Here is a 22899-nt window from a genome sequence, read left to right as displayed (position 1 = left end):
GGCTCTGTGAGCCCGGACCCCTCCCACGTCACCGCACCGACGCCTCGTCGGCGTCCGTCGCGTCGCGCTCGGCCTTCTCCGCCGCCTCCTCGGCCTCCATCTCGGCGATCACGTCGATCGGCGGCGGCGCCTTGGCGAGGAAGATCCACGTCAGATAGACCGCGAGCAGGAAGGGCGGGATGCCGAGGGCGACCTTCACCCAGCCGAGCTGCGTGGCGTTGCCCCACCAGTAGAGCGGGAAGAGGATCGCCGACTTGGCGAGCAGGATGATGCCCCACGCCCAGGTGGACTTGGTGTAGGCGCGGAAGCGGCCCGGGTTGCGGGTGCGCCACGACAGGTTCTCCCGCAGGATCGGCCCGAGCAGCACACCGATCAGCGGGAAGCGCAGCAGCGCCGAGATCACATATGCGACGGCCAGCCCCAGCGTGTAGAGCATGCCCGGCAGGTAGAAGTTCTTGGCGTTGCCGGAGAGCATCGCGAAGAACGCGCCGAAGGCGACACCGAACACCCCGCTGAAGGCGTGCTTGAGCGTCTCCTTGCGGGCGAGCCGGGTGATCGCCAGCGCCAGGCTCAGCCCCAGAGCTGCGAGCGCCGAGACGGCGATGGAGTGACGGATGGTGAAGACGAGGACGAAGACCAGGCCCGGCACGGTGGTGTCGACCATGCCGCGCACGCCGCCGAACGCTTCGAGCAGCGCCGCATCGGCCGCCGCCTTCGCCGCCGCCGCGCCGTCCGGTGTCTGCCCGGGCGCCTGGTCCTCCGGTCGGCCGGTCCACTTGTGGGTGCCCAAAACGGCTACTCCTGTCCGACGGGACGCAGTTCGTACTTGGGGTTGAAGAGCACGGGGCGACCGCGGTTCAGCGCGACGCGGCCCGATGCGATGATCTTGCGTCCCGGTTCGATGCCCGCAATGCTGCGGCGGCCGAGCCATACGACGTCGAGCGCGGCCGAGCCGTCGAAGAGCTGGGCCTCCAGCGCAGGCACCCCGGCCCTGGGCCGCAACGTGACCGCGCGCAGCGTTCCGGTGACGGTCACGACCTCGCGGTCTTGGCACTGCCGTATCGGCGTGCAGCCGACTGCCGCCGTCTCCTGCTGCAGCTCCTGTGACTGCAACTCCTCCTGCGTGGAGGAGAACCGGCTCAGCATCCTGCGGAAGCGTCCGGCCGGGCGGTCCGAACGGGTGGCACCACTCATACCGGAAGGGTACCGGTCGGTGGCAGAGAACCGGCGACGCTCGGCGGTCACGGATTTCGCGGTCGGAGCGGTCGGATGCGCGGTCGCAGGATCAGGGGCTCGAGGGCGGGGGCTCACGGCTCGAAGCGGTACCCCATGCCGGGCTCGGTGATGAAGTGCTTCGGGTGCGCCGGGTCGACCTCCAGCTTGCGGCGCAACTGCGCCATGTAGACGCGCAGGTAGTTGGTCTCCGTCCCGTACGCCGGCCCCCAGACCTCCTGCAGCAGCTGCTTCTGGCTGACCAGCCGGCCGGTGTTGCGCACCAGCACTTCGAGCAGGTGCCATTCGGTCGGCGTCAGGCGCACGTCATTACCGTTGCGGTTCACCTTCTTGGCGGCGAGATCGACGGTGAACGAGCCCGTCTCGACGAGCACCGCCTCGTCCTCGTCCCCGTTGGGCGCGGCCCGGCGGACCGCGGCGCGCAGCCGGGCGAGCAGTTCGTCCATGCCGAAGGGCTTGGTGACGTAGTCGTCGGCGCCGGCGTCGAGTGCCTCCACCTTCTCGTCGGAGGCCTGGCGCGCGGAGAGCACGATGATCGGCACCCGGGTCCATCCCCGCAGTCCCTTGATCACTTCGGCGCCGTCCATGTCAGGCAGGCCGAGGTCGAGGACGACGACATCAGGGTGGCGGGCGGCTGCGAGCTGGAGCGCGGTGGCGCCGTCCGGTGCGGCGTCCACCTCGTACTTACGGGCGCGCAGGTTGATCACGAGAGCACGCACGATCTGCGGCTCGTCGTCCACCACGAGCACCCTGACGGGGGTCCGGGGGTGGCCCCCCGATGACTCCGGCATGGGACCTGCCTTTCGCGTCATCAGGTTGTTCATGAGGTGGCTTCCGCGGACAGCTGCGGAGGCGCAGGGGACAGCTGCGTGACGCCCACGGCCCGGAGCGTGAGGACCATGGTGAGCCCGCCGCCGGGCGTGTCGTCGGCGACGAGGGTGCCGCCCATGGCCTCGGCGAAGCCGCGGGCGACGGCGAGGCCGAGGCCGACCCCGGCACCGCGCGGAGCGTCACCGTAGCGCTGGAAGGGCTCGAATATCCGGTCCTTCGCGTGTTCCGGAACGCCGGGGCCCCGGTCGGCGATGCGCAGCTCGACGCGGTCGTACAGGGCGCTGGCGGAGATCAGGACGCGCTCCCGCGGCGGGCTGTACTTGACGGCGTTCTCGACGACGTTGGCGACCGCCCGTTCCAGCAGCCCGGGATCGGCGAAGATCATCGGAAGGGTCTCGGGGATGTCGAGGGTCACCGCATCCGGCGGTACGCCGCCGAGCGCCATCGGCACCACCTCGTCGAGGTCGACCTCCTGCAGCAGCGGGGTGACGGTCCCGGTCTGCAGCCTGGACATGTCGAGCAGATTGCCGACCAGGTGGTCGAGCTTGTCCGCGCCGTCCTCGATGCCCTCCAGCAACTCGGCCTCGTCCTCAGGCGACCAGGCGACGTCGTCGGAGCGCAGCGAGGTGACTGCGGCCTTGATCGCGGCGAGCGGGGTGCGCAGGTCGTGCGAGACGGCGGCGAGCAGCGCAGTGCGTATGCGGTTGCCCTCGGCCAGCTCCCGAGCCTGCTCGGCCTGGCCCATCAGCCGCTGCCGGTCGAGGAGGACGGCGGCCTGGGAAGCGAACGCGGAGAGCAGGCGCTGGTCCGCGGCGGGCAGCACGCGCCCGGTCAGGGCCAGCGACATCGTGTCGCCCACCGGCACGTCGACGTCCGCGTCGTCCGGGCTGCCGCAGGGGCGAGACCCGACGCTTCCGGCGCAGGTCCACTCGCGTTCCGTTCCGCGTTCGAGCAGCGCGACGGACTCGAGGTTGAAGGTCTCGCGGACCCGTTCCAGCAGTGCTTCGAGCGAGTCCTCGCCGCGCAGCACGCTGCCGGCCAGGAAGGAGAGCACCTCGGACTCGGCGCGCAGCCGCGCGGCCTGGTGGGTGCGGCGCGCCGCGAGATCGACGACGGAGGCGACCGATGCCGCCACCGCCAGGAAGATCACGATCGCGACGATGTTGTGCGGATCGGAGATCGTCCAGGTGTGGATGGGCGGGGTGAAGAACCAGTTGAGCAGCAGCGATCCGACCACCGCCGAGGCCAGTGCCGGGACCATGCCGCCGATCAGCGCGGCAGCCACCGTCAGCGACAGGAAGAGCAGCATGTCGTTGGCGAGGCCGAGGCCCGGATGGATGCTGGTGAGGATCAGGGTCATCAGCGCCTGCCCGGCGCAGCCGACGAGCCAGCCCACGGCGATGCGGGAGCGGCCGAGCCGGGCGCCGCGTGCGACGGGCAGGCCGCGGCCCTTGCCGACCTCCTCGTGCGTGACGATGTGCACGTCGAGGTCGGGGCCGGATTCGCGGGCGACGGTGGCGCCGACGCCGGGGCCGAAGATGTACTGCCACGCCTTGCGGCGGCTGGAGCCGAGCACGATCTGGGTGGCGTTGACGCCGCGGGCGAAGTCGAGCAGCGCGGTGGGGATGTCGTCCCCTATGACCTGGTGAAACGATCCACCGAGATCTTCGACGAGCGTGCGCTGGACGGCGAGCTCCTTGGGCGAACCGGAGGCCAGGCCGTCGCTGCGCGCGATGTAGACGGCGAGGATCTCGCTTCCCGAGCCCTTCGCAGCCATCCGGGCGGCTCGCCGGATCAGGGTCCGGCCCTCGGGTCCCCCGGTGAGGCCGACGACGATGCGCTCGCGCGCCTGCCAGGTCGAGGAGATGCGGTGCTCTGCGCGGTACTGCTGCAGGTATTCGTCGACCCGGTCGGCGACCCAGAGCAGGGCGAGCTCTCGCAGTGCGGTGAGGTTGCCGGGGCGGAAGTAGTTCGACAGCGCCGCGTCGATCTTGTCGGGCTTGTAGATGTTGCCGTGGGCCATCCGGCGGCGCAGCGCCTGGGGCGACATGTCGACGAGCTCGATCTGGTCGGCGCGGCGGACCACCTCGTCCGGCACGGTCTCGCGCTGCCGGACGCCCGTTATGGACTCGACGACGTCGCCGAGTGACTCCAGGTGCTGGATGTTGAGGTTCGAGATGACGTCGATGCCCGCCGCGAGCAGTTCGTCGATGTCCTGCCAGCGCTTGGCGTTGCGGCAGCCGGGGACGTTGGTGTGGGCGAGCTCGTCGACGAGCACGACCTGCGGGTGGCGCTCCAGGATGGCGTCGACGTCCATCTCGGTGAAGGCGGTACCGCGGTATTCGATCTCACGGCGCTGCACGACCTCCAGGCCGTGCAGCATGACCTCGGTGCGCGGGCGGCCGTGGTGCTCCACGAAGCCGACGACGACGTCCGTGCCGCGTTCCAGGCGCCGGTGCGCCTCGGAGAGCATGTCGTACGTCTTGCCGACGCCGGGGGCTGCCCCGAGGTAGATGCGCAGTGTTCCGCGTCCCATGGCTCCATCTTCGTCTCCCGCGGCCGACCGCGTACACACACGGTCTACGCAGAGACTACGACCGGACACTGCGGCAAAAGGGACGGAGGGCGACGGTCAGGAACGCTTTGACACGATCCTGACGACGTCGCCCTCCTTCGGCTGACGGCGCCTGCCCCAGTCAGGCCTTCTCCGCCACGGCCTCCGGCTTCTTCGGCTCGGCGGCCCTGCGCTCCCGCGCCTTGCGGCGCTGTGCGGACTGCAGCAGGTAGGGAACGCTGATCACCATCACGCCCGAGGTGAACAGCAGCCGCGCCTTGAGCCGTAGCGCGCTCTGGTTGTGCAGGATCTGCTCCCACCAGCGCCCGAGCACGTACTCGGGGATGAGCACGGTGACGACATCGAGCGGGCTCTCGCGGCGCAGCGTGCGCACGTAGTCGAGCACCGGCCGGGTGATTTCGCGGTACGGGGACTCCAGCACCTTCAGCGGGATGCCGATCTCGCGCGAGTCCCACTTCTCCCGCAGCGCGTCTGCGCCGGCCGGGTCGACCGCTACGGTGAGCGCCTCGACGGTGTCGGGGCGCATCGACTGCGCGTACCCGAGGGCGCGCAGCGTCGGGGCGTGGAGGGTGGAGACCAGCACCACGGCGTGGTTGCGGGACGGCGGCTCCGGCCGGGCGTCGTCGGCGATCCGCAGCTCGTCGGCGACGTTCCGGTAGTGGCGGCGCACGCCCTTCATCACCAGGAAGAGAAGCGGCATCGCGATGGTGACGATCCACGCGCCGTGCGCGAACTTCGAGATCGTCACGATCACCAGCACCAGGCCGGTGAGCACCGCGCCGGTGGCGTTGATCACCTGCGAGCGGCGCATCCTTCCTCGGCCCTCGTTGCCTGCCGCGCTGTCGGCGAGCTTGCGTCCCCAGTGCCGGACCATGCCGCTCTGGGAGAGGGTGAAGGAGACGAAGACGCCGATGATGTAGAGGTTGATGATCGAGTTCAGGTTGGCGTTGAACACGACGATCAGGGCGGATGCCGCGAGCGCCAGCAGGATGACGCCGTTGGAGAAGACGAGGCGGTCGCCGCGGTTGTGCAGCTGGCGCGGCAGGTAGCGGTCCTGGGCGAGGATCGACGACAGCATCGGGAAGCCGTTGTACGCGGTGTTGGCGGCGAGGATCAGGATCGCCGCCGTGACGGCCTGCACGTAGTAGAAGAGGAACGTCACGTTGCCGAAGGACGCCTTGGCGATCTGGGCGAGCGCGGTGGGCACCGAGTAGGTGGCGGGCAGGCCGAGTTGGCCCGGGGTGTCGGCGGCGTGGACGTGGTAGAGCATCGCCAGGATGGTGATGCCGATGAACATGGTGAGCGAGAGCACACCCATGATCACCAGTGTCGACGCGGCGTTGCGGCTCTTGGGCTTCTTGAACGCGGGCACGCCGTTGCTGATCGCCTCGACGCCGGTCAGCGCGGTGCAGCCGGAGGCGAAGGCGCGCAGGATCAGCAGCATCAGACCGACGCCGGCGAAGGTACCGGTGGTGTGGAGCGTCCAGTGCGACGACTCGGCGCGGACGGTGTGGCCGGTGAGCATCCGCGCCGCCGCGAAGGCGAACATCACGTAGACGCCGATCACGAAGCCGTAGGTGGGTATCGCGAAGGCCCGGCCCGACTCCTTGACGCCGCGCAGATTCATCACGGTGAGCAGGATGACGAAGCCGAGGGATATCGCCGTGGTGTGCGGCGCGAGCGACGGCGCGGCCGAGGTGATCGCGTCGACGCCTGCCACCACGGAGACGGCGACGGTGAGCACATAGTCGACGAGCAGGGCGCTCGCCGCGGTGAGCGCCGCCGTCTCACCGAGGTTGTCCGAGCTGACGATGTAGGCCCCGCCGCCCCCCGGATACGCGTAACAGGTCTGCCGGTACGAGGCCACAACCACGATCAGCAGAAAGACGATCGCGGCCGCCACCCACCAGGTGAGGTGGAGCAGGGCCGCGCCGCCCAGCGCGAATACCGTCAGGGTCTCCTCGGTGGCGTACGCGACGGAGGAGAGGGGGTCACTGCAGAACACGGGCAGGGCCAGACGCTTCGGCAGAAGCGTCTCCCCCATCTGCGCGGTGCGCAGTGGGCGGCCCAGCAGGAACTGCTTGGGGAGCGTCGTCACGGCAGGGGATCCTAGGCGCGTTTTCGGCCAGAACGTCACCCGGATGCACCGCATTCACGTTAGGAAGTCGTAAAGATTTCCCAGGTCAGAGTAGAAGTCTCGTCAAACTGCTTGTGACCGAAGTCTCAATGTGTCCATGGGACGGCAAGGCAACGGGCCCGTGGAAGCGCGCCTCCGGGATTCAGCCCGCGAGCTTCTGCAGGGAGATGTTGAGTTCGAGCACGTTGACCGTCGGGTTCCCGAGGATCCCGAGCTCGCGCCCGTGGGTCTGCTCCTGGACCAGCTTCTCGACCTCGGCCACCGGAAGGTGGCGGGCCTTGGCGACGCGGTCGACCTGGATCTGGGCGTACTGCGGGGAGATGTCCGGGTCCAGGCCGGACCCGGAGGCGGTGACCGCGTCGACCGGCACGGCCGACGGGGAGACGCCGTTGAACGCCGCCACCTGTGCGCGCCGCTGCTCGATCGTCTTGACCAGCGCCGGGTTGGTGGGCCCGAGGTTGGAGGCTCCGGAGGCGGTCGGGTCGTAGCCGTTGGTGCCGGCGACGGACGGCCGCGGCTGGAACCACTTGGGGTCCGGGTCCGGGGTTGTCCGGCCCTTCTGCAGCGGCAGGTTGAAGTCCTGACCGAGCAGCACGGAGCCGACGACCTTGCCGTTGACCTTCACCTGATCGCCGTTGGCCTGGTTGTGGAACGCCGTCTGTGCGACGGCCCAGACCGCGAGCGGGTAGATCACACCGGTGACAACGGTCAGCACCAGAAGCGCACGGAGCGCAGCCCAGGTCAACCGGGCGGTGTTACGGACGGAGTTGTTCATGGCGGGTCACCCGATACCAGGGATGAGAGTGATGAGCAGGTCGATGAGCTTGATACCGATGAACGGTGCGATCAGGCCGCCGACACCGTAGATGGCCAGGTTGCGCCGGAGCATCTTGTCGGCGCTCATCGGCCTGTACTGCACACCGCGCAGGGCGAGCGGCACCAGCGCGATGATGATCAGCGCGTTGAAGATGATGGCGGACAGGATCGCGGACTGCGGGCTGTGCAGGGCCATGATGTTGAGCTTGTTCAGGCCCGGGTAGGCCACCGCGAACATCGCCGGGATGATCGCGAAGTACTTCGCGACGTCGTTGGCGATGGAGAAGGTGGTCAGCGCTCCGCGGGTGATCAGCAGCTGCTTGCCGATCTCGACGATCTCGATGAGCTTGGTGGGGTTGGAGTCCAGGTCCACCATGTTCCCGGCCTCCTTGGCGGCCGAGGTACCGGTGTTCATCGCCACACCCACGTCGGCCTGGGCCAGCGCCGGGGCGTCGTTGGTGCCATCACCCGTCATCGCGACGAGTTTGCCGCCCGCCTGCTCACGCTTGATCAGCGCCATCTTGTCCTCGGGTGTCGCCTCGGCGAGGAAGTCGTCGACACCCGCCTCCTCGGCGATAGCGCGCGCGGTCAGCGGGTTGTCACCCGTGATCATGACGGTCTTGATGCCCATCCGGCGCAGCTCGTCGAACCGCTCCCGCATGCCGTGCTTGACCACGTCCTTGAGGTGGATGACGCCGAGCACCCGTGCGCCGTGGGCGTCCTCGACCGCAACGAGCAGCGGGGTGCCACCGGCCTGCGAGATCTCGTCGGTGAGCCGCTGCGCATCGTCCGGGACCGAGCCGCCGCGCTCCTTGACCCAGGCGACGACCGAACCGGTCGCGCCCTTGCGGACCTTGCGGGCGACTGCGTCCTGTTCGATGTCGACACCCGACATCCGGGTCTGGGCCGTGAACGGCACCCACTCGGCGTGCGCGAGCTCACCCTCGTGACGCTCCCGCAGCCCGAACTTCTCCTTGGCCAGCACGACGACCGAGCGGCCCTCCGGCGTCTCGTCGGCAAGCGACGACAGCTGCGCGGCGTCCGCCACCTCGGCGGCGGTGGCTCCGCGCACCGGCACGAACTCGGCGGCCTGCCGGTTGCCGTAGGTGATGGTGCCGGTCTTGTCGAGCAGCAGGGTGGAGACGTCGCCGGCGGCCTCGACCGCGCGTCCCGACATCGCCAGCACGTTGCGTTGCACCAGCCGGTCCATGCCCGCGATGCCGATCGCGGAGAGCAGGGCGCCGATGGTGGTCGGGATGAGGCAGACCAGCAGCGCGACCAGGACGATCATCGACTGCTCGGCCTTGGCGTAGATCGCGAAGGGCTGCAGCGTGACGACCGCGAGCAGGAAGACGATGGTCAGCGACGCCAGCAGGATGTTGAGCGCGATCTCGTTCGGCGTCTTCTGCCGTGCCGCGCCCTCCACCAGGTTGATCATCCGGTCGATGAAGGTCTCGCCCGGCTTGGTAGTGATCTTGATGACGATGCGGTCGGAGAGCACCTTGGTGCCGCCGGTGACCGCGCAACGGTCACCGCCGGACTCACGGATCACGGGAGCGGACTCGCCGGTGATCGCCGACTCGTCGACGCTCGCGACGCCTTCGACGACGTCGCCGTCGCCCGGGATGATGTCGCCGGCCTCGCAGACGACCAGGTCGCCGATGCGCAGTTCGGTGCCGGGCACCTGCTCCTCGGCGTCGCCGTTGAGGCGGCGCGCGACGGTGTCGGTCTTGGCCTTGCGCAGGGTGTCGGCCTGCGCCTTGCCGCGGCCCTCGGCGACGGCCTCCGCCAGGTTGGCGAAGACGACCGTCAGCCAGAGCCAGGCGGTGATCGCCCAGCCGAACCAGTCGCTGGGCCTGGCTATCGCCATCGCGGTGGTGAGCACCGAGCCGATCTCGACAACGAACATGACGGGCGACTTGACCATCACGCGCGGGTCGAGCTTGCGGCAGGCGTCAGGCAGCGACTTCCACAGCTGCTTGGGGTCGAAGACCCCGGCACCGACACGGCCGTGCTCGGCCTCGGCCTTGGGCGGTTCCGGGGTGTTCTCCTCCGGTACCTGTACGGGTGTTGCAGTGGACATAGCGCCTCTGGAAGTTGCTGTCTCGACAGGGGTCTTCGTCTCGCCGGTCGTCATGACGACAACCCTTCTGCGAGTGGGCCGAGCGCAAGCGCCGGGAAGTAGGTGAGGCCGGTGACGATGATGACGGTGCCGACCAGGAGCCCTGCGAACAGCGGCTTTTCGGTACGCAGCGTGCCCGCGCTCGCCGGGATGGGCCTTTGCTCACCGAGCGAACCGGCCAGCGCCAGGACGAACACCATCGGCAGGAAGCGGCCGAGCGCCACGCAGATGCCGATCGAGATGTTGTACCAGTCGGTGTTCGCGTTAAGGCCGGCGAAAGCCGAGCCGTTGTTGTTGGCCGCCGAGGTGTACGCGTAGAGCACCTCGGAGAAGCCGTGCGGGCCGGGGTTGGCCGCGGAGTGGATCGGCGTCGGCAGCGCCATCGCGATGGCGGTGAAGATCAGCGCCAGCGCCGGGGTAATGAGGATGTAGCACGCGGCGAACTTGATCTCACGGCCGCTGATCTTCTTGCCCAGGTACTCGGGCGTGCGGCCGACCATCAGACCGGCGATGAACACCGCGATGATCGCCATGATCAGCATGCCGTACAGGCCGGAGCCGGTACCGCCGGGCGCGATCTCGCCGAGCATCATGCCCAGCAGCGCGATGCCGCCGCCGTAGGCGGTGAACGAGGAGTGGAAGGAGTCCACCGCTCCGGTCGAGGTGAGGGTAGTGCTCGTGGCGAAGAGCGAGGAGGCTCCGACGCCGAACCGCTGCTCCTTGCCCTCCATCGCGCCGCCCGCAGCGTGCATCGCGGCGCCCGGGTGGGCGAACTCGGACCAGCTCATGAAGATCACGAAGACGAGCCAGATGATGCCCATCGCCGCGAGGATCGCGTAGCCCTGCTTGATGCTGCCGACCATCTTTCCGAAGGTGCGAGTCAGCGAGAACGGGATGGCGAGGATCAGGAAGATCTCGAAGAGGTTGGTGAAGGCGTTCGGGTTCTCGAACGGGTGGGCGGAGTTGGCGTTGAAGAAGCCACCGCCGTTGGTGCCCAGCTCCTTGATCGCCTCCTGCGAGGCCACGCCGCCGACCGGCATGGCCTGCTGACCGCCGGCGAGGGTGCTGATGTTGTGCCAGGTGCCGAAGTCCTGGATGGCGCCGCACGCGACCAGCACGATCGCGGCGACGAAGGAGATCGGCAGCAGGATGCGGACCACGCACCGCACCAGATCGGCCCAGAAGTTGCCGAGGTCCCCGGTTCGAGAGCGGGCGAAGCCGCGCACCAGCGCGATCGCGACCGCGATGCCGACGGCGGCGGAAACGAAGTTCTGCACCGCGAGACCGGCCGTCTGCGTGACGTGGCTCATCGTCGTCTCGCCGGAGTACGACTGCCAGTTCGTGTTGGTCACGAACGACATGGCGGTGTTGAACGCCTGGGCCGGGCTGACGGCGGCGAAGCCGAGCGAGAGCGGCAGGTGGTTCTGGACGCGCTGCAGCAGGTAGAGGAACAGCACGCTGACCGCGGAGAAGGCGAGGACGCCGCGCAGGTAAGCGGTCCAGCGCATCTCGGCGTCGGGGTTGGCGCCGATGGACTTGTAGATCCAGCGCTCGACGCGCAGGTGCTTCTTGGAGGTGAAGACGGCGGCCATGTAGTCGCCGAGCGGGCGGTACACCAGGGCGAGGGCGACGATGAGCGCCGTGACCTGGAGCACGTCTGCGAGTATCGGGCTCATGAAGGTGCTCAGAACCTCTCCGGGAAGATGAGGGCGAGGACCAGGTAGCCGAGAAGGGCGATGGCCACAACGAGCCCGACGATGTTCTCGAGGCTCACAGCTTGGTCACTCCCTTCGCGCACAGGGCCACCAGCGCGAACACCGCGAGAGTGGTGAGGACGAAGGCCAGATCGGCCATCGCGTGCTCCTAGATCAGGGACGAATTTCGGACTCCGTCGAGTGAAACCGCCGAACCCCTTGATGCCCAGACCGTTGACGGCTCCCATACGCGTTTTGTCGCCTCCTTGACGCGTTCCATACGTGAAGGGGGAACCGAAGGCAAAAAGGAGCGGTGGGTCGAACCTCTGCAGGTTCGACCCACCGAATTCTTTCAGAATGCAGGTATCAGCAGGGTGTCAGCGCACCTCGGTGATCTCCGGTCCCCGACGCATCGGGTCGATGCCGTCCGAGAACTTGCCCGGAGCGCCCGCCTGTTCCTGGGCGACGCCCTCCGGCATCATCTGCGCGTCGTCCGGAAGCTTGAGGACGATCGGGTCGCGCGGCGCCATCGGCGCGTCACCGCGGCTGACCACCGTGTCGCGGAAGATCTGCTCCAGCAGCCCGGCCGCCTGCGGCTGCACCGCGCCCTGGCCCGAGATGACCCCACGCAGGAACCAGCGCGGGCCGTCACAGCCGACGAACCGTACGAGCTGGACACCATTGGTGCCGTCCGGGAGCTGCACCGGCACCTGCGCGCGCAGCTCCCAGCCCAGCGGACCCTCGACCTCGTCGATGACGCCGCCCTGCTGGGTGATCCCGGATGCGATCTCGTCGCGCACCTCGCCCCAGATGCCCTCGGACTTCGGCGCGGCGAAGGCCTGCAGCTGCACCGCGCTGTCCTGCAGCACGACCGTCGCGGCGACGATGGCGTCGCCCGCCACTTCCACGCGCAGTTCCATGCCCTCGACCCCGGGCACGAAGAGCCCGCCGAGGTCCACCCGGCCGTCGGCGGGGTTCGAGACCTCGCTGATGTCCCACGGGCCGTCCGGGCGCGGAGCCGGCGGAAGGTTGTACCGGCGGGACCCGATGGATTCGGACTCGTCCGACGCGTCGGCGTCCTCGGTCGTCTCGTCCGGGCCCGCGTCCTGCGCGAACTCGTCGAGGGCGTCTTCGCGCTCCTTGCGGCGACGACGGAACACGGTCACTGTCCTTCCCGTTCTGAGGCCCGGTCTGCGGCAACCGAAGCGTAGCCCTGCGTCGTACCGGCCACACCAGCCGTCGGCCCAGCCATCGCGGCGTGGCCCCCCGTGGAGCCGAAGCCGCCGTCGGCCCTGGCGGATCCGGGCAGCTCCGCCACCTCGTGGAAGCGGACCTTCTCCACCTGCTGGACGACCAGCTGGGCGATCCTGTCGAAACGCTCGAACCGCACGCTCTCGCGTGGATCGAGATTGACCACGATCACCTTGATCTCCCCACGGTACCCGGCATCGACCGTCCCGGGCGCATTCACCATCGATACCCCGCATCGGGCGGCGAGCCCAGAGCGCGGATGGACGAAGGCTGCATACCCGTCGGGGAGCGCGATGGCGATCCCGGTCGGCAGCACCATGCGTTCGCCGGGGGCCAGTTCGGCGGCGACCGTGGTCACCAGGTCCACGCCCGCGTCGCCGGGGTGCCCGTACGCCGGGATGGGCACCTCCTCCTCGACGCGCCGGATGAGGACGTCCACCGGGTTCCTCGGACTCACGGGTTCACCTCGAAGGCGCGCGCCACCTTGATCTGGTCGGGGTCGGCCATGGCGGCCTTGATCTCCTCGGGCCGGCCGTTCCTGGTGAAGTGGTCCAGCTTCACCTCGATGAAGACGGCATCGGCGCGCACGGCCACTGGGCCGTCCGGACGGTCTATGCGGCCCACCGCGGAGGCGTAGATCTTGCGCCCGTCGATGCCCATGCAGCGGGCTTCGAGGTGGAGCGTGGCGCCCACCGGGACCGGACGGACGAAGTCGGTCTCCAAGCGGCCGGTGACCGCGATGACCCTGAGCAGCCAGTTGAGCGAGCCGAGCGTTTCGTCGAGCGCCGAGGCGAGCACCCCGCCGTGTGCCAGGCCCGGCGCCCCCTGGTGCGCGGGCTGCACTGTGAACTCGGCAGTGATCGAGACGCCCTCCCCCGCGCGGGCCTGAAGGTGCAGGCCGTGCGGCTGGCCCTCCCCGCAGCCAAAGCACTGGTCGTAGTGCGGGCCGAGCAGCGTGCCGGGGGCGGGGGCTTCGGGATGACGTACCGGCGAAGCGGCGCCTGGCGGAGGCACCAGAGTGGTACGTCCAGGGCCCACCGGCCCGCCTTCGGATGCTGTAGCGCGACTCACGGCCCAGACCCTACCCTCCCTCGGCCTCGTGACCCGTGCTGCGGGCGCTTCGGACTCCCGTGCCAAGCTTGTCTCCATGCAGCCTTACGACGAACGTCTCACCGTGCCGCGCTCATGGTGGTTGATTGCCGTAGCGGCCGGAGTCGCGTTCGGCCTGATCGGTCTTCCCTTCGGGCCCCTGCCGTTCCTGGGCGCGTTCGTCGCGGGTACAGCGCTCTCGACGGCGCTGGTGAGCGCCTACGGCTCGGCGCGGATCCGGGTCGTCGCCGGCTCGCTGGTGGCGGGCGACGCGAAGATCCCGCTGGAGGCGCTCGGTGAGGCGGTCGTGCTCGACGCGGACGAGGCGGCGGCCTGGCGGACGTACAAGGCCGACACCCGCGCCTTCATGCTGCTGCGCAGCTATGTGCCGACGGCGCTCAAGGTCGAGGTCACCGATCCCGAGGACCCGACCCCGTACCTCTACCTCTCGACGCGTTCGCCGGAGCGTCTCGCGGCGGCGCTGCAGGCCGTCAAGGCGTGACCTCTCCGGGCCGGTAGGGCTGGAGAGGCTCGTGGGGCAGGGCGCCCCACGGGACCTGCCGGGCACGCAGGTCGTGGCGGACGCGCTTGGCGAGCTTCTTGGTGTCTCGCCGGTTCAGCACGGCGCCGACCGCCGCGCCGACCATGAGCGGGGTCAGCGTGGGCAAGTGGCGTGCGGTGCGCTTGACCAGCTGCTGGCGCAGTTCGCGCTTCATCTGGCTGCTGAGTGCCATGTTGACGGTCGAGGGCTTGGTGACCTCGATGCCGCGCTGCTGTGTCCAGGCGGCGAGATAAGCGGTGGTGCGCTGCTTGAGGCCTCCGGGGGCCCGCACTCCGTAGACCTCGTGCAGCTCCGCGATCAGCTTGAACTCCACCGCCGCGACGGCGAGCGTCTCGGCGGCCAGCTCGGCCGTCATGGCCGGTGGTACGGGCAGCATGGCCGCGGCGCCGACTCCGGCGCCGACGGTCGCCGTACCGGTCGTGGCGGCGGCGACCAGCTTGTCCGCGATCTCCTCGGGACCGAGGCCCGGGAAGTGCTTGCGCAGTGTTTCCAGATCGCGGACAGGGATGCGCGGGGCCACGTCGATCAACCGGTCGCCGAGGGACGCCAGACCGTATTTGGCGCCGCGGCCGACGCGATGTGCGAACGAACCCCGCTCGTCGCCGTGCTCCCGTTCTCCCTCACGATCCGCCGCCGGGGAGGGCGTGCCGTAGTGCAGCTCGACCGCACCGGGCGGCGGAGCGTCGTCCTCCCCCTCTGAGCGGTTCATGCGCTTCTTCCGGAAAGGTATGGAGCCCGCCACGGCTGCCCGGCCTCAGGCCGCGCAGTCGCGGCAGATCGGCTGGCCGTTCTTCTCTGCGGCCAGCTGGCTGCGGTGGTGGACGAGGAAGCAGCTCATGCACGTGAACTCGTCCGCCTGGCGAGGCAGCACCCGCACCGACAGCTCCTCGTTGGAGAGGTCGGCGCCGGGCAGCTCAAGTCCCTCGGCCTGCTCGAACTCGTCGACGTCGACGGCCGAGGCCGACTTGTCGCTGCGGCGGGCCTTCAGTTCCTCGATGCTGTCCTCGTTGACGTCATCGTCGGTCTTGCGTGGGGTGTCGTAGTCCGTTGCCATGTCGCTCTCCCCCTCCGGGTGTCTGCGGTATCTCCAGCGCACGTAACGCGTGAGAGGCCGGACTTGTGCCCGACCCGAGGCGGAGATTTTGCCTTACATCAAGGCCTGTTACTCAATCGACACCCAACCGCACCCCCGAAGAGGTGATCGGGTCGGCTGTCAATCAGGCCCGAACACGGTCCGAATGTCGCACTTCACTCACGCCGTTCCGTGTACTTCCCGTGATCATGCCCTGCGGAAACCTGGATTTTTCCGCTTTTTGCGCAGGTATGTTGATCACTCTCCGTGCCGGTGGCCGAAATCCTATGTGCAATCGGTCACAGCTGGGAACGTCGAAGGACAGATCATCATATTTCGCGCAAAGCGAACGCGTGGCGCGGGCCGGTCGGCGCAGGTCAGACGGGAATCGAGACCCTCATCACCAGTCCGCCGCCCTCGCGCGGCTCGGCGGTGATCGCTCCGCCGTGTGCCCGCGCGACGGAGCGGACGATGGACAGGCCGAGACCGACACCCTTGTCGCTGCCCGTCCGCTCGGTGCGCAGCCTGCGGAACGGCTCGAAAATGTTGTCCAGCTCGTAGGCCGGGACGACGGGGCCGGTATTGGCCACCACCAGGTACGCCTGGCCCGCCTCCACGCCCGTGGTGACCTCCACCCAGCCGTCCTCGGGCACGTTGTAGCGCACGGCGTTCTGTACCAGGTTCAGGGCGATCCGCTCCAGCAGCACGCCGCTGCCCTGCACCACGGCCGGGGCGAGATCGCCGTTGCGCAGCCCCACGCCCCTCTCCTGGGCCTCTGCACGGCTCTGGTCGACCGCCTGGGCGGCCGCCTCCGCCAGGTCCACCGCCTTGCGCTCCACGACCTCGTTGTCGCTGCGCGCGAGCAGCAGCAGCCCCTCCACCAGCTGCTCGCTGCGCAGATTGGTGGCGAGCAGCGTCTTGCCCAGCTGCTGCAGGTCCGCAGACGCGTTGGGATCGGCGAGCTGGACCTCCAGCAGGGTCCGGTTGATCGCCAGCGGCGTGCGCAGCTCGTGCGAGGCATTGGCGACGAATCTGCGCTGCGACTCGAACGAGCGGGCAAGCCGGTCGAGCATGTCGTCGAAGGTGTCGGCGAGCTCCTTGAGCTCGTCGTCGGGGCCGTCCATCTCGATCCGCCGCGACAGGTCGGAGCCGGCCACGGACCGGGCGGTACGGGTGATCCGGCCCAGCGGCGCCAGCACCCGCCCGGCCATCACGTAGCCGAAGGCGAAGGCGATCACCGACAGGCCGAGCAGCGCGAGCAGGGCATGGCGGAGCAGATTGGTCAGCGCCAGCTCGCGCTGGGCCTTCATGCAGGCGTCGAGGGCGTCGTTGAACTGGGCGGCGGAGGAGTCCAAGGTCGGGTCGGTCAGCCCGGGACAGGTGTTGCTGGTGAGCCGCACCTGCCCGGTGACCAGGCGGAACGGAGTCATGCTGCCCTGACGCATCGCCTCGGCCGCGAGGAGGTAGATCACCAGCAGCAGCAGTACGCCGGCGATGAGGAACATCCCCCCGTAGAGCACGGTGAGACGTATCCGGATGGTCGGCCGCAGCCACGGGCCTGACGACTCGGCCGCGCGCGGTTCCCAGGTGGGCTTGGGCGGGGTCGCGGGGGGCGGAGTGGCCGAGGGCTGCGGCGGTACGGAGGACGTCGAGGCGTCTGCGCCCGCGGACGCCGGAGCGGCCCCGGGGGACACGGGGGATTCGGACATGGGAGCAGCCATCCCGGTCAGATCCGGTAGCCGGAGCCGGGCACCGTCACGATGACGGGCGGTTCGCCGAGCTTGCGACGCAAGGTCATCACGGTCACCCGGACGACGTTGGTGAACGGGTCGGTGTTCTCGTCCCAGGCCTTCTCCAGCAGCTGCTCGGCGGAGACCACAGAGCCCTCGCTGCGCATCAGCACTTCGAGCACCGCGAACTCCTTCGGGGCGAGATGGACCTCCTCGCCGCCGCGGAAGACCTCGCGGCGGTTGGGGTCGAGCCTGATCCCGGCCCGCTCCAGCACAGGCGGCAGCGGCACGCTGGTACGGCGGCCGAGCGCCCGTACGCGCGCGGTCAGCTCGCTGAAGGCGAACGGCTTGGGGAGGTAGTCGTCGGCGCCGAGCTCCAGGCCCTCGACGCGGTCGCTCACATCACCCGCGGCGGTGAGCATGAGGACGCGGGTGGGCAGGCCCATGTCGACGAGCTTGCGGCACACCTCGTCACCGTGGGTCACCGGCAGGTCGCGGTCGAGCACGACCACGTCGTAATCGTTGACCCCGATGCGCTCGAGCGCCGCACCGCCGTCGTAGACGACATCGACGGCCATGGCCTCCCGGCGCAGACCGGTGGCCACGGCATCGGCGAGCAGCTGCTCGTCCTCGACGACGAGTACGCGCACGTCGCTGGTCCTTCCACGTGAAGCAAGACTGGATGTCCCTCCATCCTGCCTCGGATGCCCATAAAACACCGGTAAGACGGGGGCTCGGAAGGCCGCCCCCGAAGATCGCGGGGTCAGACGGCACACGACACCGGAGAATTCCTCGCGAGATTTCCGGGCAACGGGAGGTTTCCCTTCCGCAGGGGGTGGGGAAGACGACTGCAACCCCGCGATCACCCCATCCTGTGCGCGCGTCGCCGCGCTTTCCGTGATCGCCCAGACCACCCGCAAGCCACCGTCAGCAGCCACTGTCAGCTCAATCCGTAGACCTACCCGTAGACCATCTCGTGCCACCGACGACGACGAGGGGGCGCCTCATGGACGCATTCACCACTGGCATCATGCAGCGCATAAGAAGCACCGAATCCGACCTGCACCGGGCCCGCGAGGCCGGGGACGACTTCCTCGCCGAGGTGGAGCAGGCCGAGCTCGACGATCTGCACCGGATCGCCGCCGAGCACGGCGTCGACCTGCCGAAGATCGCCTGAAACTCCATACTTACGGGCGGGCCTGCGCCCCGGACACCTGCATGCGGGTGCCGGGGCGTTTGCGCGCCCTCGTACGGCGCCCCTGCGTGAGGCGGTGCCGTTCAGTAGCCCGTTTTCAGTCGTGCCAGGCGCCGAGCTCGTCCAGGAGGGCCTGCAGCGGCTCGAAGAGGCCAGCAGGGGCCGCGACGGCGAGCTCAGGCGATGGCTTCTCGCCCGGCCGGCCTCCGGTGAGTGCTCCCGCCTCACGGGCGAACAGTGCCCCGGCAGCGAAGTCCCACGGGTTGAGCCCCCGCTCGTAGTAGCCGTCCAACCGGCCGCAGCCGACGTCGCACAGGTCTATCGCGGCCGATCCGCCGCGCCGGATGTCACGCACCCGGGGCAGCAGCTCGCCGACCACCCTGGCCTGGGCGACGCGGCGCTCGGTGAGGTAGCCGAAGCCGGTGCCGATGAGCGCCTGCTCGAAGGCGGGGGCCGGTCGGCAGCTCACCCGTCGGCCGCCCACATACGCGCCTCCGCCGCGAACCGCCTGGTAGGTCTCGCCGCGCATGGGGGCCTCGACGACGCCGACGATCGTCTCGCCGTCCTTCTCGGCGGCGATGCTCACCGCCCAGGAGGGCAGGCCGTACAGATAGTTGACGGTGCCGTCGAGCGGGTCGATCACCCACCGCACGCCCGTGGTGCCCTCGACGCTCGCGCCCTCCTCCCCTAGCAGGCCGTCGTCGGGACGGCGCTCGGAAATGAAGCCGGTGATCAGCTTCTCCGCGGCGATGTCCATCTCGGTGACGACGTCGATCGGGCTGGATTTGGTGGCGGCGACACCGAGGTCGGCGGGGCGCCCGTCACGCAGCAGCACGCCCGCACGGCGAGCGGCCTCCAGCGCGGTGTCGAGCAGCTCGGCGGTGCTGGCGTCGGTCACGGTGTTCCTCTCGTGCTCTCGTCGTGCTCGTGCTCGGGCTGGCGCTCATGCGACGCGCGGGCCGTCAGTCGAGCCCCGCGGCGGCGGGACGGGGGCTGCGGGCCGGACAGCAGCCGACAGGGCACACGTCGTGGCTCGGGCCGAGCGCGCCCAGCGCGCAGCGCTCCACCGCCTCGCCGCGCTCGATGGCGGCCCGCTCCAGCACCAGCTCGCGCACGGCTGCGGCGAAGCGCGGGTCGGCGCCCACGGTGCCGGCGCGGCTGACCGGCAGGCCGAGCTCGGCCGCCTTGGCCGCCGCCTCCGTGTCCAGGTCGTACTTGACCTCCATGTGATCGGAGACGAAGCCGATCGGCGCCATCACCACCGCGGGCGCGCCCTGTGCGTGCAGCTCTTCGAGGTGGTCGCAGATGTCGGGCTCCAGCCACGGGATGTGCGGAGCACCGCTGCGCGACTGGTAGACCAGCCGCCACGGCCGGTCGACGCCGGTGGCCTCGCGCACCGCGTCGGCGATCACGGCGGCAACGTCCAGGTGCTGCGCGACGTATGCGCCGCCCTCGCCGTCGGTGGTGTGGGCCTCGACCGGGCCGGAGGTGTCGGCGGCAGCGGTCGGGATGGAGTGCGTGGTGAAGGCGATGTGCGCCCCGTCCCGCACCTCCGCGGGCAACTCGTCGAGCGCGGCGAGCACCGCATCCGTCATGGGGCGGATGAAGCCGGGGTGGTTGAAGTAGTGGCGCAACTTGTCGATCCGGGGCAGGGGACGGCCCTCCGCCTCCAGCGCGGCGAGCGCGTCGGCGAGGTTCTCGCGGTACTGCCGGCAGCCCGAGTACGAGGCGTAGGCGCTGGTGGCCAGGGTGAGGATCCGCCGGTGGCCCTCGTCGACCATGGTGCGCAGGGTGTCGGTCAGATACGGCGCCCAGTTGCGGTTGCCCCAGTGGACGGGCAGGTCGAGGCCGTTCTCGGCGAAGTCCTTGCGCAGCGCGTCGAGCAGGGCGCGGTTCTGGGCGTTGATCGGGCTGACCCCGCCGAAGAGGAAGTAGTGCTGCCCGACCTCTTTCAGCCGCTCGCGCGGGATACCGCGCCCCCGGGTGACGTTCTCCAGGAACGGGACGACGTCGTCGGGGCCTTCGGGGCCGCCGAAGGAGAGCAGCAGGAGGGCGTCGTACGGGCGTGGGTCTTGCTGATCGGCCATGCCTCGATCCTGCCATCCGCCGTCCGGCGTGAGTATGATCCCCCTCCAATCGACTGGAGGGTCGACTGGGAGGGGGCGTACAGGCGGTGGATACGGCGAGGACGTCGGGCATAGCCGGCGGGACGACCGGGGCCGAGGTATGGCGCAATTGGGCGGGGAACGTCACGGCTCGGCCGCGGCGGACCGTGACGCCCGCGTCGGTCGACGAGCTGGCCGCCGTCGTGCGTGAGGCGGCCGAGGACGGCCTCACCGTCAAGGCCGTCGGCACCGGCCACTCCTTCACCGCCGCGGCCGCCACCGAGGGCGTGCTGATCCGCCCGGACCGGCTGGCGGCTGTGCGGAGCGTGGACGAGAAGGCGGGAACGGTCACGGTCGAGGCGGGGCTGCCGCTGCACCAGCTGAACCGGATGCTCGACGCCCACGGCCTCTCGCTCACCAATATGGGCGACATTATGCAGCAGACGGTCGCCGGGGCGACCAGCACCGGAACGCACGGTACCGGCCGCGACTCGGGATCGATCGCCACTCAGATCAAGGGGCTCGAACTGGTCTGTGCCGACGGGTCGGTACTGCACTGCTCGGCCGACGAGAACGCCGATGTCTTCGCCGCTGCCCGGATCGGCCTCGGCGCGCTCGGGGTGATCGGCTCCATCACCTTCGGGGTCGAGCCGTCGTTTCTGCTGGCGGCGCGTGAGGAGCCGACGGGCTTCGACCAGGTCACCTCGCAGTTCGATCAACTCGTCGCCGAGAACGAGCACTTCGAGTTCTACTGGTTCCCTCACACCGACGGCTGCAACACCAAGCGGAACAACAGGAGTCAGGGGCCGGCCGCCCCGCTGACCAGGGCGCGCGGCTGGATCGACGACGAGCTGCTCTCCAACGGCGTCTTCCAACTGGCCTGCGCGCTCGGCAAGGCCGTTCCCGCGGCCGTCCCCGGCATCGCGCAGATCTCCAGCCGGGCGCTGTCCGCCCGCACGTACACCGACACCGCGTACAAGGTCTTCACCAGCCCGAGGCGGGTGCGGTTCGTGGAGATGGAGTACGCCGTACCCCGCGAGGCCGCGGTGGACGCACTGCGCGAGGTCAAGGCCATGGTGGAGCGGTCGCGACTGAGGATCAGCTTCCCGGTGGAGGTGCGGGTGGCGCCGGCCGACGACATCGCGCTGTCCACGGCGTCGGGGCGCGAGACGGCGTACATCGCCGTGCACATGTACCGAGGCAGCCGCTACCAGGAGTACTTCACGGCCGTCGAGCGGATCATGGTCGCTCACGAGGGGCGGCCGCACTGGGGGAAGATGCACACACGGGACGCCGCATACCTGTCGGCCGCCTATCCGCGTTTCGCCGAATTCACGGCGCTGCGGGACCGGTTGGACCCGCAGCGCCTGTTCGCCAATGGCTATCTGCGCAGGGTGCTCGGCGACTGAACCTGCGCGGCGTGCTCTACGGCGTGGCCGTCGCCGTTCCTCCGAGCGCGGGCTGCTGCGAAGCGCCCGCGCCCTGGTTCTGTGACGGGACCGGGGTGGGCGTCGGCTTGAAGGAGGAGCCGGTGCCGGACGAGGACGTCTCGTTCGGGGCGGGGCTCGATGCACTGCCGCTCCCCGTTGCGCCGCCGCTCGTCTGCGGGCTGCTCGACGCGGACGGCTGGGGAGCCGTACCGGTCTGCGATCCGTCACCGGATGGGGTGGTCGACTCGGACGGCGTCGGTCCGGGGCTCGGCTTCTTCGACGAGGAGGAACCTCCCGCGAAGGAGACGAGGGTCGGGGCCTTGCCCCCGTGGCCGGTCCAGCCCGCCATCGAGCTCCCGGTGGCCAGCTCGAGGCCCGTGATCGCGACCATCACCGCGGCGAAGAGCGCACCGGAGGCGACCAACGAGCGGCGCCAGCCGCGCCATGTGGTGCCGTGCAGGGTCGCCTCGCCGTACTCGCCCGGCGCCCGAACGCTCGCTCCCTGCTCCGGCGCACGCCGGAGCTGCAGTTCCTGGGGGCGCGTCAGCACCACCGATTCTCGCAACTGCTCACCGGTGCGCCGGAACAGATGTTGGAAGATCGCGCCTCCCGTCGTGGCGAGCACACTGACCACCGCCGCGCCGAGGATGGTTCCGTACACCCCCAGGAACGACGCCAGGTACGCGGCCACCATGGTGGCTGCCCCGCTCCCCGCAACCTGCGGAAGGGACAGATCGATGCGCTTCTTCTCGGTCTTCTCGGTCTTCTCGGTCTTCTCAGTCGTCTCGGTCTTCTCGCTGGTCCCAGCCGCGTGTCCCATCCCTGTCCCTCGGTGGAACGTCCGTTCTTCTTACGTAGAAGACGGACCGCAAAGGTGAAGGAGTCGGTTCCACTTCTGTTGATTGTGTGAACATCACCACGAGTTGATTGCGATACACACGGCGATCGCTCGCCCAACTCCCGCGGCGGATCGGAACGTCGACGGCGCGGTGCTGCACCCCGATGGCCCGAATGGAGTACTGTGACGAGCCCGTGCACCGGTTTCCATCCGGCTGCC

22 protein-coding genes are annotated in these 22899 nt (G+C 69.4%); 3 read left to right on the top strand and 19 right to left on the bottom strand.

The window, feature by feature from the left end; genetic code table 11:
- Positions 1-28: 28 nt before the first annotated feature.
- The 12 genes from NGB36_RS21185 to NGB36_RS21130 all read right to left on the bottom strand — a co-directional run bounded on the left by NGB36_RS21185 (position 29) and on the right by NGB36_RS21130 (position 13697).
- The gene (locus NGB36_RS21185; RefSeq protein WP_372509488.1) at positions 29-790 is read right to left on the bottom strand and encodes a DUF3159 domain-containing protein; all 762 of its coding nucleotides are present in this window, start codon (positions 788-790) and stop codon (positions 29-31) included.
- Positions 791-795: 5 nt separating this feature from the next.
- Positions 796-1194 carry an OB-fold nucleic acid binding domain-containing protein gene (locus tag NGB36_RS21180; RefSeq protein WP_255921933.1) on the bottom strand — a complete coding sequence of 133 codons (399 nt, stop codon included), beginning with the start codon at positions 1192-1194 and terminating at the stop codon, positions 796-798.
- A 113-nt stretch (positions 1195-1307) separates the two neighbouring features.
- Positions 1308-2024, bottom strand: a complete 717-nt coding sequence (locus tag NGB36_RS21175; RefSeq protein ID WP_255921932.1) for a response regulator — start codon at positions 2022-2024, stop codon at positions 1308-1310.
- 29 nt (positions 2025-2053) lie between these two features.
- Positions 2054-4600 carry a DUF4118 domain-containing protein gene (locus NGB36_RS21170; RefSeq protein WP_255921931.1) on the bottom strand — a complete coding sequence of 849 codons (2547 nt, stop codon included), beginning with the start codon at positions 4598-4600 and terminating at the stop codon, positions 2054-2056.
- Between the two features lie 160 nt (positions 4601-4760).
- The gene (locus NGB36_RS21165) at positions 4761-6683 is read right to left on the bottom strand and encodes an APC family permease (protein WP_269470415.1); all 1923 of its coding nucleotides are present in this window, start codon (positions 6681-6683) and stop codon (positions 4761-4763) included.
- Between the two features lie 235 nt (positions 6684-6918).
- Positions 6919-7551, bottom strand: a complete 633-nt coding sequence (gene kdpC, locus NGB36_RS21160; protein WP_255921928.1) for a potassium-transporting ATPase subunit KdpC — start codon at positions 7549-7551, stop codon at positions 6919-6921.
- 6 nt (positions 7552-7557) lie between these two features.
- A complete protein-coding gene (gene kdpB, locus NGB36_RS21155; protein WP_255921927.1) occupies positions 7558-9675 on the bottom strand; it encodes a potassium-transporting ATPase subunit KdpB in 2118 nt (705 codons plus the stop codon).
- Between the two features lie 50 nt (positions 9676-9725).
- Positions 9726-11390 carry a potassium-transporting ATPase subunit KdpA gene (kdpA, locus tag NGB36_RS21150; protein ID WP_255921926.1) on the bottom strand — a complete coding sequence of 555 codons (1665 nt, stop codon included), beginning with the start codon at positions 11388-11390 and terminating at the stop codon, positions 9726-9728.
- 8 nt (positions 11391-11398) lie between these two features.
- Positions 11399-11488: a K(+)-transporting ATPase subunit F gene (kdpF, locus tag NGB36_RS21145; protein WP_255921925.1), complete on the bottom strand. Its 90-nt coding sequence runs from the start codon at positions 11486-11488 to the stop codon at positions 11399-11401.
- A 297-nt stretch (positions 11489-11785) separates the two neighbouring features.
- On the bottom strand, positions 11786-12568 hold the full coding sequence (locus NGB36_RS21140) for a DUF3710 domain-containing protein (RefSeq protein ID WP_255921924.1): 783 nt from the start codon (positions 12566-12568) through the stop codon (positions 11786-11788).
- A gap of 2 nt (positions 12569-12570) precedes the next feature.
- Entirely contained in the window at positions 12571-13116 is a 546-nt protein-coding gene (gene dut, locus NGB36_RS21135; protein ID WP_255921923.1) for a dUTP diphosphatase, read from the bottom strand.
- Positions 13113-13697, bottom strand: a complete 585-nt coding sequence (locus NGB36_RS21130) for a PaaI family thioesterase (RefSeq protein ID WP_255921922.1) — start codon at positions 13695-13697, stop codon at positions 13113-13115. The genes dut and NGB36_RS21130 overlap by 4 nt, the downstream gene beginning before the upstream one ends.
- Positions 13698-13806: 109 nt before the next feature.
- Between NGB36_RS21130 and NGB36_RS21125 the strand changes: the two genes are divergently transcribed.
- Positions 13807-14250, top strand: coding sequence for a DUF3093 domain-containing protein (locus tag NGB36_RS21125; RefSeq protein WP_255921921.1), 444 nt, complete (start codon positions 13807-13809; stop codon positions 14248-14250).
- Here the strand turns inward: NGB36_RS21125 and NGB36_RS21120 are convergent.
- The 4 genes from NGB36_RS21120 to NGB36_RS21105 form a co-directional block, all read right to left on the bottom strand.
- Positions 14240-15019 carry a hypothetical protein gene (locus tag NGB36_RS21120; protein WP_255921919.1) on the bottom strand — a complete coding sequence of 260 codons (780 nt, stop codon included), beginning with the start codon at positions 15017-15019 and terminating at the stop codon, positions 14240-14242. The genes NGB36_RS21125 and NGB36_RS21120 overlap by 11 nt on opposite strands.
- A gap of 45 nt (positions 15020-15064) precedes the next feature.
- Entirely contained in the window at positions 15065-15364 is a 300-nt protein-coding gene (locus tag NGB36_RS21115; RefSeq protein ID WP_255921918.1) for a DUF4193 domain-containing protein, read from the bottom strand.
- Positions 15365-15759: 395 nt separating this feature from the next.
- Positions 15760-17091, bottom strand: coding sequence for a sensor histidine kinase (locus tag NGB36_RS21110; RefSeq protein ID WP_255921917.1), 1332 nt, complete (start codon positions 17089-17091; stop codon positions 15760-15762).
- Between the two features lie 17 nt (positions 17092-17108).
- Entirely contained in the window at positions 17109-17762 is a 654-nt protein-coding gene (locus tag NGB36_RS21105) for a response regulator transcription factor (protein WP_255921916.1), read from the bottom strand.
- A gap of 356 nt (positions 17763-18118) precedes the next feature.
- On the opposite strand from NGB36_RS21105, the gene NGB36_RS21100 reads away from it, so the two are divergent.
- Entirely contained in the window at positions 18119-18289 is a 171-nt protein-coding gene (locus tag NGB36_RS21100; RefSeq protein WP_255921914.1) for a hypothetical protein, read from the top strand.
- A 115-nt stretch (positions 18290-18404) separates the two neighbouring features.
- Here NGB36_RS21100 and NGB36_RS21095 read toward each other — a convergent pair whose 3' ends face one another.
- Both NGB36_RS21095 and NGB36_RS21090 read right to left on the bottom strand, forming a co-directional pair.
- Positions 18405-19205 carry an inositol monophosphatase family protein gene (locus tag NGB36_RS21095; RefSeq protein ID WP_255921913.1) on the bottom strand — a complete coding sequence of 267 codons (801 nt, stop codon included), beginning with the start codon at positions 19203-19205 and terminating at the stop codon, positions 18405-18407.
- Positions 19206-19269: 64 nt separating this feature from the next.
- Complete coding sequence (locus NGB36_RS21090; RefSeq protein ID WP_255921912.1) at positions 19270-20394, bottom strand: ferrochelatase; 1125 nt, start codon at positions 20392-20394, stop codon at positions 19270-19272.
- 86 nt (positions 20395-20480) lie between these two features.
- On the opposite strand from NGB36_RS21090, the gene NGB36_RS21085 reads away from it, so the two are divergent.
- Positions 20481-21821 (top strand): D-arabinono-1,4-lactone oxidase, encoded by a 1341-nt coding sequence (locus tag NGB36_RS21085; protein ID WP_255921911.1) that lies wholly within the window; start codon positions 20481-20483, stop codon positions 21819-21821.
- Positions 21822-21837: 16 nt separating this feature from the next.
- Here the strand turns inward: NGB36_RS21085 and NGB36_RS21080 are convergent, their stop codons facing one another.
- Positions 21838-22662, bottom strand: coding sequence for a hypothetical protein (locus tag NGB36_RS21080; RefSeq protein WP_255921910.1), 825 nt, complete (start codon positions 22660-22662; stop codon positions 21838-21840).
- Positions 22663-22899: the final 237 nt, after the last annotated feature.

The sequence above is a fragment of the Streptomyces humicola genome, from assembly GCF_024436035.1.
Lineage (GTDB): Bacteria > Actinomycetota > Actinomycetes > Streptomycetales > Streptomycetaceae > Streptantibioticus_B > Streptantibioticus_B humicola.
The sequence above is the reverse complement of the archived record's forward strand: the minus strand, read 5'-3'. Positions and strand labels throughout refer to the sequence as shown.

Bases quoted from the DNA above. Each gene is read 5' to 3' on its own strand.
- NGB36_RS21180 (WP_255921933.1), bottom strand. From the start codon at position 1,194: ATGAGTGGTGCCACCCGTTCGGACCGCCCGGCCGGACGCTTCCGCAGG.
- NGB36_RS21175 (WP_255921932.1), bottom strand. From the start codon at position 2,024: ATGCCGGAGTCATCGGGGGGCCACCCCCGGACCCCCGTCAGGGTGCTC.
- NGB36_RS21170 (WP_255921931.1), bottom strand. From the start codon at position 4,600: ATGGGACGCGGAACACTGCGCATCTACCTCGGGGCAGCCCCCGGCGTC.
- NGB36_RS21165 (WP_269470415.1), bottom strand. From the start codon at position 6,683: ATGGGGGAGACGCTTCTGCCGAAGCGTCTGGCCCTGCCCGTGTTCTGC.
- kdpC (WP_255921928.1), bottom strand. From the start codon at position 7,551: ATGAACAACTCCGTCCGTAACACCGCCCGGTTGACCTGGGCTGCGCTC.
- kdpB (WP_255921927.1), bottom strand. From the start codon at position 9,675: ATGTCCACTGCAACACCCGTACAGGTACCGGAGGAGAACACCCCGGAA.
- kdpA (WP_255921926.1), bottom strand. From the start codon at position 11,390: ATGAGCCCGATACTCGCAGACGTGCTCCAGGTCACGGCGCTCATCGTC.
- NGB36_RS21125 (WP_255921921.1), top strand. From the start codon at position 13,807: ATGCAGCCTTACGACGAACGTCTCACCGTGCCGCGCTCATGGTGGTTG.
- NGB36_RS21120 (WP_255921919.1), bottom strand. From the start codon at position 15,019: ATGAACCGCTCAGAGGGGGAGGACGACGCTCCGCCGCCCGGTGCGGTC.
- NGB36_RS21115 (WP_255921918.1), bottom strand. From the start codon at position 15,364: ATGGCAACGGACTACGACACCCCACGCAAGACCGACGATGACGTCAAC.
- NGB36_RS21110 (WP_255921917.1), bottom strand. From the start codon at position 17,091: ATGTCCGAATCCCCCGTGTCCCCCGGGGCCGCTCCGGCGTCCGCGGGC.
- NGB36_RS21100 (WP_255921914.1), top strand. From the start codon at position 18,119: ATGGACGCATTCACCACTGGCATCATGCAGCGCATAAGAAGCACCGAA.
- NGB36_RS21090 (WP_255921912.1), bottom strand. From the start codon at position 20,394: ATGGCCGATCAGCAAGACCCACGCCCGTACGACGCCCTCCTGCTGCTC.
- NGB36_RS21080 (WP_255921910.1), bottom strand. From the start codon at position 22,662: ATGGGACACGCGGCTGGGACCAGCGAGAAGACCGAGACGACTGAGAAG.